Origin of the sequence: Enterobacter sp. SECR19-1250 (assembly GCF_013391025.1) — a bacterium.
In the GTDB taxonomy this organism is placed as follows: domain Bacteria; phylum Pseudomonadota; class Gammaproteobacteria; order Enterobacterales; family Enterobacteriaceae; genus Enterobacter; species Enterobacter cloacae.
This window is the reverse complement of sequence record NZ_JACASJ010000065.1, coordinates 1-15,708: the sequence shown is the minus strand read 5'-3', so window position 1 is coordinate 15,708 and position 15,708 is coordinate 1. Positions and strand designations below refer to the sequence as shown.

The 15,708-nt window shown below is 56.3% G+C and carries 15 protein-coding genes, 1 pseudogene and 1 riboswitch; of the genes and pseudogenes, 6 read left to right on the top strand and 10 right to left on the bottom strand.

Translation table 11 applies throughout. From position 1 onward, the window contains the following. Positions 1-28 precede the first annotated feature (28 nt). The 8 genes and pseudogenes from HX884_RS16655 to HX884_RS16620 all read right to left on the bottom strand — a co-directional run bounded on the left by HX884_RS16655 (position 29) and on the right by HX884_RS16620 (position 8,004). Positions 29-1,570 (bottom strand): annotated as a pseudogene (locus HX884_RS16655) (diguanylate cyclase domain-containing protein). 328 nt (positions 1,571-1,898) lie between these two features. Further along, a complete protein-coding gene (gene thiH, locus HX884_RS16650) occupies positions 1,899-3,032 on the bottom strand; it encodes a 2-iminoacetate synthase ThiH (RefSeq protein WP_178328499.1) in 1,134 nt (377 codons plus the stop codon). Next, a complete protein-coding gene (gene thiG / locus HX884_RS16645) occupies positions 3,029-3,799 on the bottom strand; it encodes a thiazole synthase (protein WP_013095008.1) in 771 nt (256 codons plus the stop codon). Before thiG ends, thiH begins: the two co-directional genes overlap by 4 nt. A gap of 1 nt (position 3,800) precedes the next feature. Continuing rightward, a complete protein-coding gene (gene thiS / locus HX884_RS16640) occupies positions 3,801-4,001 on the bottom strand; it encodes a sulfur carrier protein ThiS (RefSeq protein WP_178328498.1) in 201 nt (66 codons plus the stop codon). Further along, positions 3,985-4,740: a HesA/MoeB/ThiF family protein gene (locus tag HX884_RS16635; protein ID WP_178328497.1), complete on the bottom strand. Its 756-nt coding sequence runs from the start codon at positions 4,738-4,740 to the stop codon at positions 3,985-3,987. Before HX884_RS16635 ends, thiS begins: the two co-directional genes overlap by 17 nt. Next, a complete protein-coding gene (gene thiE / locus HX884_RS16630; RefSeq protein ID WP_013095011.1) occupies positions 4,733-5,368 on the bottom strand; it encodes a thiamine phosphate synthase in 636 nt (211 codons plus the stop codon). Before thiE ends, HX884_RS16635 begins: the two co-directional genes overlap by 8 nt. Continuing rightward, positions 5,368-7,263, bottom strand: coding sequence for a phosphomethylpyrimidine synthase ThiC (gene thiC / locus HX884_RS16625; RefSeq protein ID WP_045902170.1), 1,896 nt, complete (start codon positions 7,261-7,263; stop codon positions 5,368-5,370). The genes thiE and thiC overlap by 1 nt, the downstream gene beginning before the upstream one ends. Positions 7,264-7,342: 79 nt before the next feature. Beyond that, positions 7,343-7,452, bottom strand: a riboswitch (TPP riboswitch). A 54-nt stretch (positions 7,453-7,506) separates the two neighbouring features. Then, a complete protein-coding gene (locus HX884_RS16620) occupies positions 7,507-8,004 on the bottom strand; it encodes an Rsd/AlgQ family anti-sigma factor (protein ID WP_013095013.1) in 498 nt (165 codons plus the stop codon). A gap of 95 nt (positions 8,005-8,099) precedes the next feature. On the opposite strand from HX884_RS16620, the gene nudC reads away from it, so the two are divergent. The 6 genes from nudC to HX884_RS16590 all read left to right on the top strand — a co-directional run bounded on the left by nudC (position 8,100) and on the right by HX884_RS16590 (position 12,454). Continuing rightward, entirely contained in the window at positions 8,100-8,873 is a 774-nt protein-coding gene (gene nudC, locus HX884_RS16615) for an NAD(+) diphosphatase (RefSeq protein WP_013095014.1), read from the top strand. A 40-nt stretch (positions 8,874-8,913) separates the two neighbouring features. After that, positions 8,914-9,978 carry a uroporphyrinogen decarboxylase gene (hemE, locus tag HX884_RS16610; protein WP_178328496.1) on the top strand — a complete coding sequence of 355 codons (1,065 nt, stop codon included), beginning with the start codon at positions 8,914-8,916 and terminating at the stop codon, positions 9,976-9,978. A gap of 9 nt (positions 9,979-9,987) precedes the next feature. Next, complete coding sequence (gene nfi, locus HX884_RS16605) at positions 9,988-10,656, top strand: deoxyribonuclease V (RefSeq protein WP_013095016.1); 669 nt, start codon at positions 9,988-9,990, stop codon at positions 10,654-10,656. 44 nt (positions 10,657-10,700) lie between these two features. Further along, the gene (locus HX884_RS16600) at positions 10,701-11,291 is read left to right on the top strand and encodes a YjaG family protein (RefSeq protein WP_013095017.1); all 591 of its coding nucleotides are present in this window, start codon (positions 10,701-10,703) and stop codon (positions 11,289-11,291) included. A 186-nt stretch (positions 11,292-11,477) separates the two neighbouring features. Further along, on the top strand, positions 11,478-11,750 hold the full coding sequence (gene hupA, locus HX884_RS16595) for a nucleoid-associated protein HU-alpha (protein ID WP_002445246.1): 273 nt from the start codon (positions 11,478-11,480) through the stop codon (positions 11,748-11,750). A gap of 11 nt (positions 11,751-11,761) precedes the next feature. Then, complete coding sequence (locus tag HX884_RS16590; protein ID WP_023621286.1) at positions 11,762-12,454, top strand: DUF1481 domain-containing protein; 693 nt, start codon at positions 11,762-11,764, stop codon at positions 12,452-12,454. A 46-nt stretch (positions 12,455-12,500) separates the two neighbouring features. Here HX884_RS16590 and purD read toward each other — a convergent pair whose 3' ends face one another. After that, the gene (gene purD, locus HX884_RS16585; protein WP_114519522.1) at positions 12,501-13,793 is read right to left on the bottom strand and encodes a phosphoribosylamine--glycine ligase; all 1,293 of its coding nucleotides are present in this window, start codon (positions 13,791-13,793) and stop codon (positions 12,501-12,503) included. Between the two features lie 15 nt (positions 13,794-13,808). Continuing rightward, on the bottom strand, positions 13,809-15,398 hold the full coding sequence (gene purH / locus HX884_RS16580; RefSeq protein WP_178328495.1) for a bifunctional phosphoribosylaminoimidazolecarboxamide formyltransferase/IMP cyclohydrolase: 1,590 nt from the start codon (positions 15,396-15,398) through the stop codon (positions 13,809-13,811). Positions 15,399-15,708 lie beyond the last annotated feature (310 nt).

The following is a 15,708-nucleotide window of genomic DNA, read 5'->3' as shown; positions in this document are numbered from 1 at the left end:
GTTACAATTTTGCGCCGGGCAGCGAAAATCAGCCGACGGACGTTCGAATAATGCGGTTTTTTCCCTGTTGTTTCGCGCTGTAGAGGGCGTTATCTACGCTCCCCACCAGTTCTTCCAGCGGTTCGAAATGCCATTCTCCCAGACCGGCACTGAACGTTACCCGCAGGTTTTCTTCCCGCCAGACGCGTTTTTCAACGGCGGTACGCCACGCGTCCAGTAACGAGAATGCGGTAGCGATCTGGTCAGCCTGGAAAATCACTGCGAACTCTTCTCCACCGTAGCGGTAAACCGAGACGTTATGCGGCTGCATTATCTGGATCCCTTCACGCGCCACGTTACGCAGCACAATATCACCGCTCAGGTGACCCCAGGTGTCGTTAATCGATTTAAAGTTGTCGATGTCAATCAGCGCCAGGGCGAAAGGCTGGTGGGCACTGAGTAGCTCATCTACATCGCTATCAAATGCCCGGCGGTTTTTGCAGCCGGTGAGTGCATCATGGGTGGCCTGGCGCACATAGGCCATCTCACGCGCTTTGTTGGACTGGATAGTATGGCTAAGCATCGCTTCCAGACGCGGAGACTGGTTGACGTCGCCGGTTTTGATGGCGTTGATAATCGTCATCAGCACGGTACGCGACTCATGGCGCAGGTACAGACCGAAGAGGATGATAATGATGGCCGCCAGCGCAAAACCCCAGCCGACGATAGTGGTCTCATGGCGGGTAATGTCGGTGAGCGTTGCGCCCGAAACCCGGTAGATGACAAACCAGTCCGGGTTGGTGAAGGAGTAGTAGTAATACCAGGCTTTGGTTTTCTTATCATACAGATGGCCTTCGCCGCTGGTCATTTTGTCCATCAGCGCTTCGCTCACGTATTGCTTGAAGAGCGCGCCCGGATCAGGGTGAAGCACCACGGCACCGTCGCGTTCGACAACAAAGAATTCACCTTGTACAGGCGCTACCATCTGACGAAGGGTAAACCCCATGGAGGTCAAATCGAGATGAAATGCTATTGTACCCTTGAGCCGTCCTTCCGGCGAAATCAACGGCTTATAAAGAGTGACCGTGGGATGCCCGGTAAAATAGTCCATGTAGGGGCGGGTATAGTGGCTGAAGATGCTGGCTTCCGCCTGGGCGATGAACCATGGACGCGTCCGGGGATCGAAGGTTTTGCTCTTTTCCGTGGGAAGTACCTCCGGCGCGCGCAGATAACGGCCCTAGGTGTCTGTCAGAGAAATGGAAGAGACGGTCGGCATCAGGTTCTGTAGATGCATCAACATCTGTAAACCCTGCGACGGATTGACGTTCAGCATCTCGTTCAGCGTGTCGTTGCGTGCAAAATAGAGCGCCGAACGCCCAAGGATATAGTCGTTTTCACGCAGGATAGATTCGGTGTAGTTCACCGCCAGGTTGTGGGTGAAGTTACCATTAATCTTATGATAATCCTCAAGAAAATCTTTTTGTTGTGAAAGGGTAACCACGACCGCGATCAGCGCAAAACTGCACAGGATCCCCGCAAAGCTGAGCATAATGGGTCGGGTAAAAGAGAGCTTTCTGCTGTGAAGTGCCATGAGTTGTACATCAATCCTGATGGTGAGTTTTTTCGTCTGCCGATATCCTCTCAGCATAGTCGCTGTCCTGCGGTTAGCTGTGAATTATACGGAACACAGTTTCAGATGAGATGATTTATCTTAAGAACCATTAAGAAAATACTCATTCATCTGGCGGGCGGCGTGTGCAATGAATCAGAGGCAGGGCGAAACGAGGAAGAAGCTTTTCGCCCTGGTCAGCTTCCGTTGCTGACGGCATGACAATAAAAAAACCGGACGATAGATGACAATCGTCCGGTTGTGACTCTCCAGAGCGCCTCGACAATTTTTTACCGGCTTGCAGTGCGTTTCAACGCATTTGCGAGGCTCTTCCCAGCCAACTATCCCAGTCTTTCCAGACCGGTTGTAACCCCTGGGCGGTCAGGGCGGCGGCAACTGCTTCTGGCCGTCGACTATCATGTGGCGCAAATTGTTCCAGCTCCGGATGGTCATCGGCGTAGCCCCCTGGCTGCGTTTTGGAGAACGCACTGACGTTGTTAATCGCAAGCGGGATCACGCGGTCACGAAACGCAGGAGATTCACGCGTCGAGAGGGATAATTCAACCTCCGGGGCAAGCAGGCGAAACGCACAGATGGCCTGGACCAGATGACGTTCGTCCATCACCGAGGCGGGTTCAACACCTCCTGTACACGGTCGCAAGCGGGGGAAGGAGATAGAGTAACGGCTTTGCCAGTAGTGCTGCTGCAGCCAAAGCAGGTGTTCCGCTACCATGTAGCAATCCACCCGCCAGCTATCTGACAGCCCAATCAGCGCACCCAGACCGATTTTGTCGATCCCGGCCCGGCCCAGCCTGTCCGGGGTCTCCAGCCGGAAGAAGAAATCCTGTTTCTTTCCCTTCAGGTGATGCCGGGCATACGTCGCCTCGTGGTAGGTTTCCTGATACACCATCACTCCGTCCAGCCCGAGGGTTTTAAGCTCCGCGTATTCCTCCTGCGACAGGGGTTGAACCTCCATCTGTAGCGACGCGAACTGACGGCGAATGGCCGGAAGGTGCTGTCGAAAATAGTTCATCCCGACTTTGCTCTGGTGTTCGCCCGTGACCAGCAGGAGATGCTCAAAACCCATTTCACGGATGGCGGCACACTCACGGGCGATTTCGCTCTCATCGAGTGTTTTCCGCTTGATGCGGTTGCTCATGGAGAAGCCGCAGTAGGTGCAGTCATTCGCGCACAGGTTAGAGAGGTAGAGCGGTACGTAAAAGCTCACCGTGTTGCCAAAACGCTGGCGGGTGAGCCTCTGAGCGCGCTGGGCCATCGGCTCAAGAAAGGTGCTCGCCGCCGGAGAGAGCAGGGCCATCATATCGTCGCGGGACAGGTGACGGGCTTGTAAGGCGCGCTCCACGTCAGCCTGCGTTTTACTGTTGATACGCAGGGCAATATCGTCCCAGTTAAGCTGCCGCCAGCGGTCGGTAAAGGTGGTCATGAGAGTGCCTCCAGAAAGCCGGTCAACGGGCTGGTGGCCTGTGCCTGAAAACTGCGCGTTCCCGGGCCAGACTCTCGTGCCAGCAAGCCGGCCTCCACGGCCATGCGGAACGCACGAGCCATCCTGATCGGGTCGTCGGCGACCGCAATGGCTGTGTTCACCAGCACGGCACTTGCTCCCATCTCCAGCGCCTGGGCGGCATGGCTGGGCACGCCAATGCCTGCATCCACCACCACCGGCACGGTGGCTTGCTCAATGATGATCTCCAGCATGGCGCGGGTCTCCAGTCCCTGATTAGATCCAATTGGGGCACCCAGCGGCATGACGGCAGCGCAGCCGACCTCTTCCAGCCGTTTACACAGCACGGGATCGGCCCCGCAGTAGGGCAGAACGGTAAAGCCTTGCTGCACCAGCTTTTCGGCCGCTTTTAACGTTTCGATGGGGTCGGGCAACAGCCAGCGCGCATCCGGATGTATTTCCAGTTTCAGCCAGTGGGTACCCAGCGCTTCACGAGCCAGCTGAGCCGCAAAAATCGCCTCTTCAGCCGTTTTCGCACCGGAGGTATTGGGCAGCAGGGTAACGCCAGCATCCAGCAACGGTGCCAGAATGGCGTCGCTGTGATGGCGCAGATCGACGCGCTTGAGCGCCAGCGTCACCAACTGGCTGCCGCTTTCACGGATGGCATCCACCATCAGCTGCGGCGAGGCGAATTTTCCGGTCCCGGTAAACAGATGTGAATCAAAGACTTTATCAGCAATACGTAACATCTCAGCCCCCGGCGATAACCTGAAACAGCAGGATCTGGTCGCCTTCGCTCACCTGCTGATGTTCCCACTGCTCACGCGGCAGGATCTGTTGATTAAGCGCCAGCGCCATTCCCGGCTTGAGCTGGCGCAGCTTCTCGAGCAGCGCGGCAACGGTGAGACCGTCATCGCATTTCATCGGCTCATCATTAAACAGAATGCGCATTGCAGCCTCCGCACACCGGACAGTGGCTGGCGCGGTGCAGTGCCAGATGACGCCAGCCGCTGGAGCGGGCATCAAACAGCCGCAGCGTATTGCGCTCTGTTTCCATACCGCTGAGCAATTTGATGGCTTCCAGCGCCTGCAGGGTCCCCATCACGCCCACCACCGGGCCCAGTATGCCCGCGGTGCGGCAGTTGCGCTCCGGCTCGGCATCATCCGGCCACAGGCAGCGATAACAGCCCTGCGCCCAGGGCGGGGTCAGCACCATCATCTGCCCGCCGAAACCGACCGCACTGGCGGTGATAAGCGGCGTATTCTGTGCCACGCAGGCGGCGTTAATGGCCTGGCGGGTCGCCATATTGTCGGTGCAGTCCAGCACCGCATCAGCAAGGGCGACTTCGCGCTGCAGAGTGTCGCCGTGGAGTCGCTCCTGGTGCGCGATGAGCGTGATGTCCGGGTTCAACTGCTTCAGCCTTTTGCGGGTGATTTGCGCTTTGGGCTGGTTAACATCCTCCGTGGTGAAGAGGATTTGTCGCTGCAGGTTACTGGTATGTACCTCGTCGTCATCGGCCAGAACCAGCGTGCCCACGCCCGCGCCTGCCAGATAGAGCGCGGCAGGAGCGCCTAATCCGCCCAGACCAACAATCAGGACCCGGCTGGCGAGCAGCTTTTGCTGCCCGTCAATGGCAATATCCTCCAGCAGGATCTGGCGGCTGTAGCGCATAAAATCACGATCATTCATCGCCTGCTCCTGCCAGCTTTAACAGCTGTGCGGTGGCGGCCTGCCAGTCTGCCGCCTGGGTAATGGCGCTGACGACAGCGATACTGCCGACACCGGTATCCAGCACGGCAGGAGCGCGTTCCAGGCTGATCCCACCGATCGCGACGGTAGGGTAATCGGCAAGGCGTTTAACGTGCGCCGCCAGCTGCGTCAGCCCCTGTGGGGCAGAGGGCATCTGTTTGGTCTGCGTCGGAAAAACATGGCCAAGTGCGATGTACGAAGGGCGAGCCGCCAGCGCCACGTCGATCTCCATGTCGTCGTGTGTTGACACCCCCAGTCTTAATCCAGCGTCCCGGATAGCGCTCAGGTCCGTTGTTTCCAGGTCCTCCTGACCCAGATGCACACCGTACGCCTGGTGCTTAACGGCCAGTCGCCAGTAGTCGTTGATAAACAGGCGCGCGTCGTAGCGACGCCCCAGCGCGATGGCGGCGACCACATCGGCCTCCACCTCGTCATCACGTTTATCCTTAATGCGCAGCTGGATTGTGCGAACGCCGCACGCCAGCAGGCGTTCGATCCACGCTACGCTGTCCACCACCGGATAGAGCCCTAAACGGAAGGGAACGCAAGGGAAATCAGGCTGATACATTACGCCTCCTCTTTTTTGAGGTAGATTTCGCCGCCCTTCGCGCGGAAGGTTTCTGACATATCCGCCATACCCACTTCAATGGTTTGCGCGGCGGCGTAGTCACGGACTTCCTGGCTGATTTTCATCGAGCAGAATTTTGGCCCGCACATGGAGCAGAAATGTGCCACTTTGCCCGACTCCTGCGGCAGGGTTTCATCGTGATACGCGCGGGCAGTGAAAGGATCGAGCGCCAGGTTGAACTGGTCTTCCCAGCGGAATTCAAAGCGCGCCTTCGACATGGCGTTGTCGCGGATTTGCGCGCCAGGGTGGCCTTTGGCCAGGTCCGCGGCGTGGGCGGCGATTTTGTAGGTGATCAGCCCCTGCTTCACATCCTCTTTGTTGGGCAGGCCGAGGTGCTCTTTCGGCGTCACATAGCAGAGCATGGCGCAGCCGAACCAGCCGATCATCGCCGCACCAATCCCGGAGGTGAAGTGGTCATAGCCCGGAGCGATATCCGTGGTCAACGGCCCCAGGGTATAGAATGGCGCTTCGTGGCAGTGCTCCAGCTCTTCGGTCATGTTGCGACGGATCATCTGCATTGGCACGTGTCCCGGGCCTTCAATCATCACCTGCACGTCATACTCCCAGGCGATTTTGGTCAGCTCACCCAGGGTATGCAGTTCGGCAAACTGCGCTTCGTCGTTGGCATCACGAATGGAGCCCGGACGCAGGCCGTCGCCCAGCGACAGGGAGACATCGTACGCGGCACAGATTTCACAGATCTCGCGGAAGTGTTCGTAGAGGAAGTTTTCCTTATGGTGCGACAGGCACCATTTGGCCATGATAGAGCCGCCGCGCGAGACAATACCGGTCAGACGCTTCGCCGTCATCGGCACGTAGCGCAGCAGCACGCCCGCATGAATGGTGAAGTAGTCGACTCCCTGTTCAGCCTGCTCCAGCAGCGTGTCGCGAAAGGCTTCCCAGGTGAGGTCTTCGGCAATACCGTTCACCTTCTCCAGTGCCTGATAAACGGGCACCGTTCCGATAGGCACCGGGCTATTGCGCAGGATCCACTCGCGGGTTTCGTGGATGTAACGCCCTGTGGAGAGGTCCATCACCGTGTCCGCGCCCCAGCGTGTCGACCAGACCAGTTTTTCCACCTCTTCTTCAATGGAGGAGGTCACGGCTGAGTTGCCGATATTGGCGTTGACCTTCACCAGGAAGTTGCGGCCAATGATCATTGGTTCAGATTCCGGGTGATTGATGTTGGCAGGGATAATCGCGCGGCCAGCGGCCACTTCATCACGCACAAACTCCGGCGTGATGTTTTCCGGCAGACGTGCCCCGAAGCCTTCTCCCGGATGCTGGTGGCGTAACACCTCGCTGCGGATACGCTCGCGACCCATGTTTTCACGAATGGCGATAAACTCCATCTCCGGCGTGACGATGCCCTGGCGGGCATAGTGCAGCTGGGTAACGCATTTACCTGCTTTCGCGCGTTTCGGCGTCAGCAACCCGGCGAAGCGCAGCTCATCAAGACCATCGTCGGCCAGACGCGCTTTGGTGTACGCCGAGCTGCGGTCAGAGAGCTCTTCGCAGTCGTTACGCGCGTCAATCCACGGCTGGCGCAATTTCGCCAGACCCTGCTGAACGTTAATGGCAACCGCAGGATCGCCGTACGGACCGGAAGTGTCATACACCGGAACGGCTTCGTTATCTTCATACTGCGGGTGCGCTTTGCTGCCACCGATAAGGGTCGGGCTAAGCTGGATTTCACGCATTGGCACGCGGATATCCGCCTGTGAACCGGTGATGTAAATGCGTTTTGAGTTCGGGAAAGCGGTGCCTTCCAGAGTGTCGATGAAGTGTTGGGCTTGTGCGCGCTGTTCGCGGCGGGTCAGTTTTGTTGTAGACATAGCTCATTCCAAAAGTGAAGGACATGGCTTGTCAGACGACGGATGAAGCAAGAGAGGATCGCCCTGGGGGCGATACAACAGCAGTGTGACTCTTGTTCCCTTCGCAGGTATTAGCCTGATCAGGTTCCGCGGATCCCGAATTAACGGTCTCAGCCCGTGCTTGCACACTGGGCACTCCGACAAGAAAAATCCCCCTCCACAGAGGGGCGAATGGTTGTAAATTACTCGTTAACGATTAAGAACTCAAGCAGGTCGCGCGACGTTATCTTCGTGGCTCACATCCAGGCCGTGATCCAGGGCGAGGGCGATCAGCTTATCTTCCAGCGTGAATCGCTCTTCCAGCGCTTCGCCGAGGTCGGAAAGCGCCTGCTGAAACTCAAGATAGTTATCGTGATCGATGGCGTTCTCAAGCGTGGAATCGTAGTAATCCATGATCTGCTGGGTGTTAGCTTCCAGCAGCGGATAGAGTTTGCTGGCCGCTAAATACGGTGTAGTCCCTTCCATTTCGCGGATAATGCGTTCATAAATATTGAAATGGCCGTCGGACAGATAGTCGACCAGGCTCTGACAAAAATCATCCAGCGCTTTTTCATTCAACCGCATAAACGATTCTTTGCCAGGCTTAATACCGACCAGATTGTAATAAGCCACGAGTAGATGCTTGCGCACATGTAGCCAGCGATCCACCAGTTTGTTACTTCCTCTAACGCGCTCAGTCAGGCTCTCTAGCTGGTTTAACATGGTTGACTCCGCAAGGTTGAGAATTGAATCTGCTTATCCAAAATATAACCACAATGCTAACAACATGTCAGTGAAGCGAAGGTAGTGCAATAGATATGGATCGTATTATTGAAAAATCAGATCTGGGTTGGTGGATCGTCAGTCACGAACAAAAATTATGGTTGCCTGCCGGGGAAATACCCTATGGCGCAGCAGAAAAATTTGATCTTGTCGGCCTGCCCGCGCTGAAGATCGGGGAATGGCAGGGTGAACCCGTGTGGTTGATCCAACAGCCACGCCGCAATGACATGGGATCGGTTCGTCAGGTGCTGGATCAGGATGTGGGTTTGTTCCAGCTGGCGGGCCGGGGTGTGCAGCTGGCTGAGTTTTACCGTTCGCATAAGTACTGCGGCTACTGTGGTCACACCATGCACCCCAGTAAAACCGAGTGGGCGATGCTCTGCAGCCACTGCCGTGAGCGTTACTACCCGCAAATTGCGCCGTGCATTATCGTCGCTATCCGTCGTGACGATTCCATCCTGCTGGCGCAGCACACCCGCCACCGCAACGGCATTCATACCGTGCTGGCCGGGTTCGTCGAGGTGGGCGAAACGCTGGAACAGGCGGTGGCGCGTGAAGTGATGGAAGAGAGCGGGATTAAGGTTAAAAACCTGCGCTATGTTACCTCCCAGCCGTGGCCGTTCCCGCAGTCGCTGATGACGGCCTTTATGGCCGATTATGACAGCGGCGAGATTGTCATCGACCAGAAAGAGTTGCTGGAGGCGAACTGGTATCGTTATGACGATTTGCCGCTGCTGCCACCACCAGGCACCGTCGCCCGTCGGCTGATAGAAGATACCGTAGCAATGTGTCGGGCTGATGCTGAGTGACATGTTACACTGAGGCCATGACGCTTAAGGAACTGCAAAAATGACCGAACTGAAAAACGATCGTTATCTGCGTGCGCTGCTGCGCCAGCCCGTTGATGTCACCCCGGTGTGGATGATGCGCCAGGCGGGACGCTACTTGCCAGAGTACAAAGCCACGCGTGCGCAGGCGGGCGATTTTATGTCGCTGTGCAAAAATGCCGAGCTGGCGTGTGAAGTCACGCTCCAGCCGCTGCGCCGCTTCCCGCTGGATGCCGCTATTCTCTTTTCGGACATTCTGACCATTCCGGATGCGATGGGCCTTGGGCTCTATTTCGAAACCGGCGAAGGCCCGCGTTTCACTTCCCCAATCAAAAGCAAAGCGGACGTTGATAAGTTGCCCGTTCCCGATCCTGAACAGGAGCTGGGCTATGTGATGAATGCCGTGCGCACCATTCGTCGTGAACTGAAAGGCGAAGTCCCGCTGATTGGCTTCTCCGGCAGTCCGTGGACGCTGGCGACTTATATGGTTGAAGGCGGCAGCAGTAAAGCCTTTACCGTAATCAAAAAGATGATGTATGCCGAGCCGCTGGCCCTGCATGCGCTACTCGATAAGCTGGCGAAAAGCGTCACCCTCTATCTGAACGCGCAGATCAAAGCGGGTGCGCAGTCGGTGATGATTTTCGATACCTGGGGCGGCGTGCTGACCGGGCGCGATTATCAGCAATTTTCGCTCTACTACATGCACAAAATCGTTGATGGCCTGCTGCGTGAAAATGAAGGCCGCCGTGTGCCGGTCACGCTGTTCACCAAAGGCGGCGGTCAGTGGCTGGAAGCCATGGCGGCGACCGGCTGCGATGCGCTGGGTCTCGACTGGACCACCGATATCGCCGACGCGCGCCGTCGCGTGGGTGACAAAGTGGCGCTGCAGGGCAATATGGATCCGTCCATGCTCTACGCGCAGCCTGCCCGTATTGAAGAAGAGGTGGCGTCTATTCTGGCTGGCTTTGGCCAGGGGGAAGGGCACGTGTTTAACCTCGGGCACGGTATCCATCAGGACGTTCCGCCAGAGCACGCTGGCGAGTTTGTGGAGGCGGTGCACCGACTTTCTGCGCAATATCACAAATAAGGAGTGGTTATGGATCTCGCGTCATTACGCGCTCAACAGATAGAACTGGCTTCATCCGTGATCCGCGAGGATCGTCTGGATAAGGATCCCCCGCAGTATATAGGCGGTGCGGATGTCGGGTTTGAGCAGGGCGGTGAAGTGACGCGGGCGGCGATGGTGCTGCTGAAGTATCCCTCACTTGAGCTGGTGGAGTACAAAGTGGCGCGTATCGCCACCACCATGCCGTACATACCGGGCTTTCTCTCCTTCCGTGAATACCCCGCGCTGCTCGCAGCGTGGGAGCAACTCTCGCAAAAACCCGATCTGCTGTTTGTTGATGGACACGGTATCTCTCACCCGCGTCGCTTAGGCGTTGCCAGCCACTTTGGTCTGCTGGTGGATGTACCCACCATCGGTGTGGCCAAAAAACGCCTGTGCGGTGCATTTGAGCCGCTCTCCGCCGAGCCGGGCGCGCTGGCGCCGCTTATCGATAAGGGTGAGCAACTGGCATGGGTCTGGCGCAGTAAAGCGCGCTGTAACCCGCTGTTTATCGCAACCGGGCACCGTGTGAGCATGGACAGCGCCCTGGCCTGGGTGCAGCGTTGTATGAAGGGTTACCGTTTACCTGAGCCCACGCGCTGGGCAGACGCGGTGGCCTCTGCTCGTCCGGCTTTTGTTCGTTGGCAGGAAATTCAGTGATGAATCAGGTAAACTGCGGCTAATTTTCGATTCGAGATCTCATCATGCTACAAAACCCGATTCACCTGCGCCTTGAGAAGCTGGAAAGCTGGCAGCACGTCACCTTTATGGCTTGCCTGTGCGAGCGCATGTATCCGAACTACGCCGCGTTCTGCAAGCAGACGGAGTTTGGTGATGGCCATATTTATCGCCGGATCCTCGATCTCATCTGGGAAACGCTGACGGTCAAAGACGCAAAGGTGAACTTCGACTCTCAGCTGGAAAAGCTCGAAGAGGCTATTCCGGTGGCGGATGATTTTGATCTGTACGGTGTCTATCCGGCAATTGATGCCTGCGTAGCGTTAAGCGAACTGATTCACTCTCGTCTGAGCGGTGAAACGCTGGAGCACGCTATTGAAGTCAGTAAGGCATCCATTACGACCGTAGCAATGCTCGAAATGACCCAGGCAGGCCGTGAAATGACCGACGAAGAGCTGCGGGCTAACCCTGCTGTTGAACAGGAATGGGATATTCAGTGGGAGATTTTCCGCCTGCTGGCAGAGTGTGAAGAACGCGATATTGAGCTGATAAAAGGGCTGCGTGCGGACTTGCGTGAGGCCGGCGAGAGTAATATTGGTATAATTTTTAACCAATGAGACAACAAAACGTGATTTAACGCCTGTTTTGTCGCACCTCGACTCTTCCCTTCTGCCCCCCGTCTGGTCTACATTTGGGGGGCGAAAAAAAGTGGCTATCGGTGCGTGTATGCAGGAGAGTGCTATTTTGGCATTTTCGTCGCACTCGATGCTTAGCAAGCGATAAACACATTGAAAGGATAACTTATGAACAAGACTCAACTGATTGATGTAATTGCGGACAAGGCTGATCTGTCTAAAGTGCAGGCTAAAGCTGCTCTGGAATCTACCCTGGCTGCTATTACTGAGTCTCTGAAAGAAGGCGATGCTGTACAACTGGTTGGTTTCGGTACCTTCAAAGTGAACCACCGCGCTGAGCGTACTGGCCGCAACCCGCAGACCGGTAAAGAAATCAAAATCGCCGCAGCTAACGTGCCGGCATTTGTTTCTGGTAAAGCACTGAAAGACGCAGTTAAGTAAGACGCGTGGCAGTGAACAGTTTTAACGAAGGGGCGGCAACGCCCCTTTTGTCATTCTGGCGTGGCGCGCTTGCGCTGGCGGGCGTGTTACTGCTTTCCGCCTGTAGCCATGACACCTCTTTACCACCGTTTACCGCCAGCGGTTACGCTGACAACCAGGGAGCGGTGAGGATCTGGCGTAAAGATTCTGGCGGTGAAGTGCATCTGCTTTCCGCTTTTAGCCCGTGGCATAACGGCAATACATCGACCGCAGAGTATCGCTGGCAGGGAGACGACCTGTCATTCATCGAACTCAATATCTACGGCAAAACCCCCGAACATGTAAAAGTGCGGTTTGATGACCACGGCGAGCTGAGCTTTATGCAGCGTGAAGTCAACGGTCAAAAACAGCAACTCTCCAGCGATCAGGTTGCTCTCTATCGTTATCGTGCCGGACAAATCCGCCAGACCAGCGATGCGCTGCGTCAGGGACGCGTGGTGCTGCGCCAGGGGCGCTGGCATACCGATGGTACGGTCACTACCTGCGAAGGACAGACAGTCAAACCTGATCTTGAATCCTGGGCAACCGAACATATACAGCGCCGTCAGCGTCATTCATCGATGGAAGTGAGTGTGGCGTGGCTTGAAGCGCCTGAAGGCTCTCAGCTGTTGCTGGTGGCGAACGAAGATTTCTGCACCTGGCAGCCGACAGAAAAGAGTTTTTGACGTAAATCCCCTCTCCCTTCAGGGAGAGGGTTAGGATGAGGGGGGATTACTCCCCCTGCTCACGTGCAATCGCACGATAACCGATATCCTGACGGCTAAAGCTACCGTTCCAGTGGATATCCGCCATCAGCGCATAGGCGCGCTTCTGCGCTTCGGCAACGGTATGGCCCAGCGCGGTGGCACACAGCACGCGACCACCATTGGTCAGTACGCGATCGTCGTCAGCCAGTTTCGTTCCGGCGTGGAACACCTTGGCACCTTCGGTTTCTTCCAGCGGCAGGCCATGGATCTCATCTCCGGTGTTGTAGTGGCCAGGATAACCTCCCGCAGCAATCACCACGCCCAGAGACGCGCGTTCGTCCCACTCTGAGGTTTTCTCATCCAGCTTGCCGTCGCATGCGGCCAGGCACAGCTCCACCAGGTCAGATTTCATGCGCAGCATGATTGGCTGAGTTTCTGGATCGCCGAAGCGGCAGTTAAATTCGATCACCTTCGGATTGCCCTGTTTGTCAATCATCAGGCCCGCATAGAGGAAACCGGTGTAAGTGTTACCCTCGGCAGCCATTCCTTTTACGGTTGGCCAGATGATACGGTCCATGGTGCGCTGATGCACTTCATCCGTCACCACAGGGGCAGGGGAGTAAGCGCCCATACCGCCGGTATTCGGTCCGGTATCCGCATTGCCCACGCGCTTATGGTCCTGGCTGGTGGCCATCGGCAGAACGTGTTCGCCATCCACCATCACGATAAAGCTCGCCTCTTCGCCATCAAGGAACTCTTCGATCACGATGCGGTGGCCCGCGTCGCCAAAGGCATTGCCTGCCAGCATATCCTGTACGGCTGCTTCGGCTTCTTCGAGCGTCATCGCGACGATAACACCTTTACCGGCAGCCAGACCGTCGGCTTTGATCACAATCGGCGCGCCTTTTTCACGTAAGTAAGCCAGCGCGGGCTCGACTTCGGTGAAGTTCTGGTATTCCGCCGTCGGGATGTTATGACGCGCAAGGAAATCCTTGGTAAAGGCTTTAGACCCTTCCAGTTGTGCTGCGCCTTCCGTCGGGCCGAAGATTTTCAGACCTGCGGCACGGAACGCGTCAACGACGCCAATCACCAGTGGCGCTTCCGGGCCGACGATGGTGAGATCGATTTTCTCGTTCTGGGCAAAGCTCAGCAGCGCGGGGATATCGGTCACGCCGATGGCGACGTTCTGCAGCGCAGGTTCCAGCGCCGTACCCGCATTACCCGGAGCCACAAAAACGGTTTCAACCAGCGGAGACTGCGCCGCTTTCCACGACAGCGCGTGCTCGCGCCCGCCGTTACCAATCACTAATACTTTCATTTTCTGCTCCGGGAATTAATGACGGAAGTGACGCATATCGGTAAAGATCATCGCAATGCCGTGTTCGTCGGCAGCGGCAATGACTTCGTCGTCACGGATAGAACCGCCAGGCTGGATCACACAGGTGATACCCACAGCAGCGGCCGCATCAATACCGTCACGGAACGGGAAGAAGGCGTCAGACGCCATGGCAGAACCTTTTACTTCCAGGCCTTCGTCGCCTGCTTTGATACCGGCAATTTTCGCAGAGTAAACGCGGCTCATCTGGCCTGCACCTATCCCGATGGTCATGTTCTCTTTGGCATAGACAATGGCGTTGGATTTCACGAACTTCGCCACTTTCCAGCAGAACAGCGCATCACGCAGTTCCTGTTCGGTTGGCTGACGTTTGGTGACGACGCGCAGGTCAGCGGCTGCCACCATGCCCAAATCGCGATCCTGAACCAGCAGCCCACCATTTACACGTTTGAAATCAAGACCCGGCACGCGCTCTGCCCACTGGCCGCAAACCAGCACGCGCACGTTCTGTTTCGCGGCGGTGATTTTCAGCGCTTCTTCAGACGCAGATGGCGCGATGATCACTTCAACAAACTGACGAGAGATAATGGCCTGTGCGGTTTCGGCATCCAGTTCACGGTTAAACGCGATAATGCCGCCGAAGGCAGAGGTCGGGTCAGTTTTATAGGCGCGATCGTAAGCGTCCAGGATTGAAGTACTGACCGCTACGCCGCAGGGGTTCGCGTGCTTCACAATAACGCAGGCAGGCTCATTGAACTCTTTCACACACTCCAGTGCGGCATCGGTATCGGCAATATTGTTATAAGAGAGCGCTTTGCCCTGAACCTGCTGGGCGGTAGCGACAGAAGCTTCTTTTACCTCTTCTTCTATATAGAAGGCTGCCTGCTGGTGGCTGTTCTCGCCATAACGCATATCCTGCTTCTTGATGAAGTTCAGGTTCAGCGTGCGTGGGAAGCGGCCGGAAGGATCTTTGCTTTCGCCGTGGTAAGCCGGCACCAGGCTACCGAAGTAGTTGGCGATCATGCTGTCGTACGCGGCGGTGTGTTCGAATGCTTTAATCGCGAGGTCGAAACGGGTGTCCAGAGTCAGTGACCCTTCGTTCGCATCCATTTCATTAATAATGGCGGAGTAGTCGCTGCTCTTCACCACAATGGCCACGTCTTTATGGTTCTTGGCCGCGGAGCGCACCATCGTCGGTCCGCCGATATCAATATTCTCTACGGCGTCTTCCAGAGAGCAGCCTTCACGCGCCACGGTTTGGGCGAACGGATAAAGGTTAACGACAACCATATCAATTGGCGCGATATCATGCTGTTCCATAATGGCATCATCCTGACCGCGACGACCCAGAATGCCGCCGTGGACTTTCGGGTGCAGGGTTTTGACGCGTCCATCCATCATTTCCGGGAAACCGGTGTAATCGGACACTTCGGTTACCGGCAGACCTTTATCTGCTAACAGGCGTGCGGTACCACCTGTGGACAGCAGCTCTACACCACGTGCAGAAAGTGCCTGAGCGAATTCGACGATACCGGCTTTAGCAGAAACACTGAGCAGAGCGCGGCGGACTGGACGACGTTGTTGCATGGTAAATCCCCTGGATTTCACGATTACAGAGAGCGTTAGATGAATTTTCCAGCGAAAAACTCATCTAACACACCTGACGAGGCATCCTTGTTAAGCGCGAGCATTTTAACGAAAACGTTTGCGCAACGCTCGCGAATTTTCACTTTTTCGCATCGCTGTGGATAACTCTGTGTGTAAAAAGGTATAAGGCGGGGTTTTGCTGGGGAATGCAGCAGTCAGTCATTTTTCTGTCATTTAGCGGTTGCGGCCTGCGGAGAACTCCCTATAATGCGCCTCCATCGACACGGCGGATGTGAATCACTTCACAAAC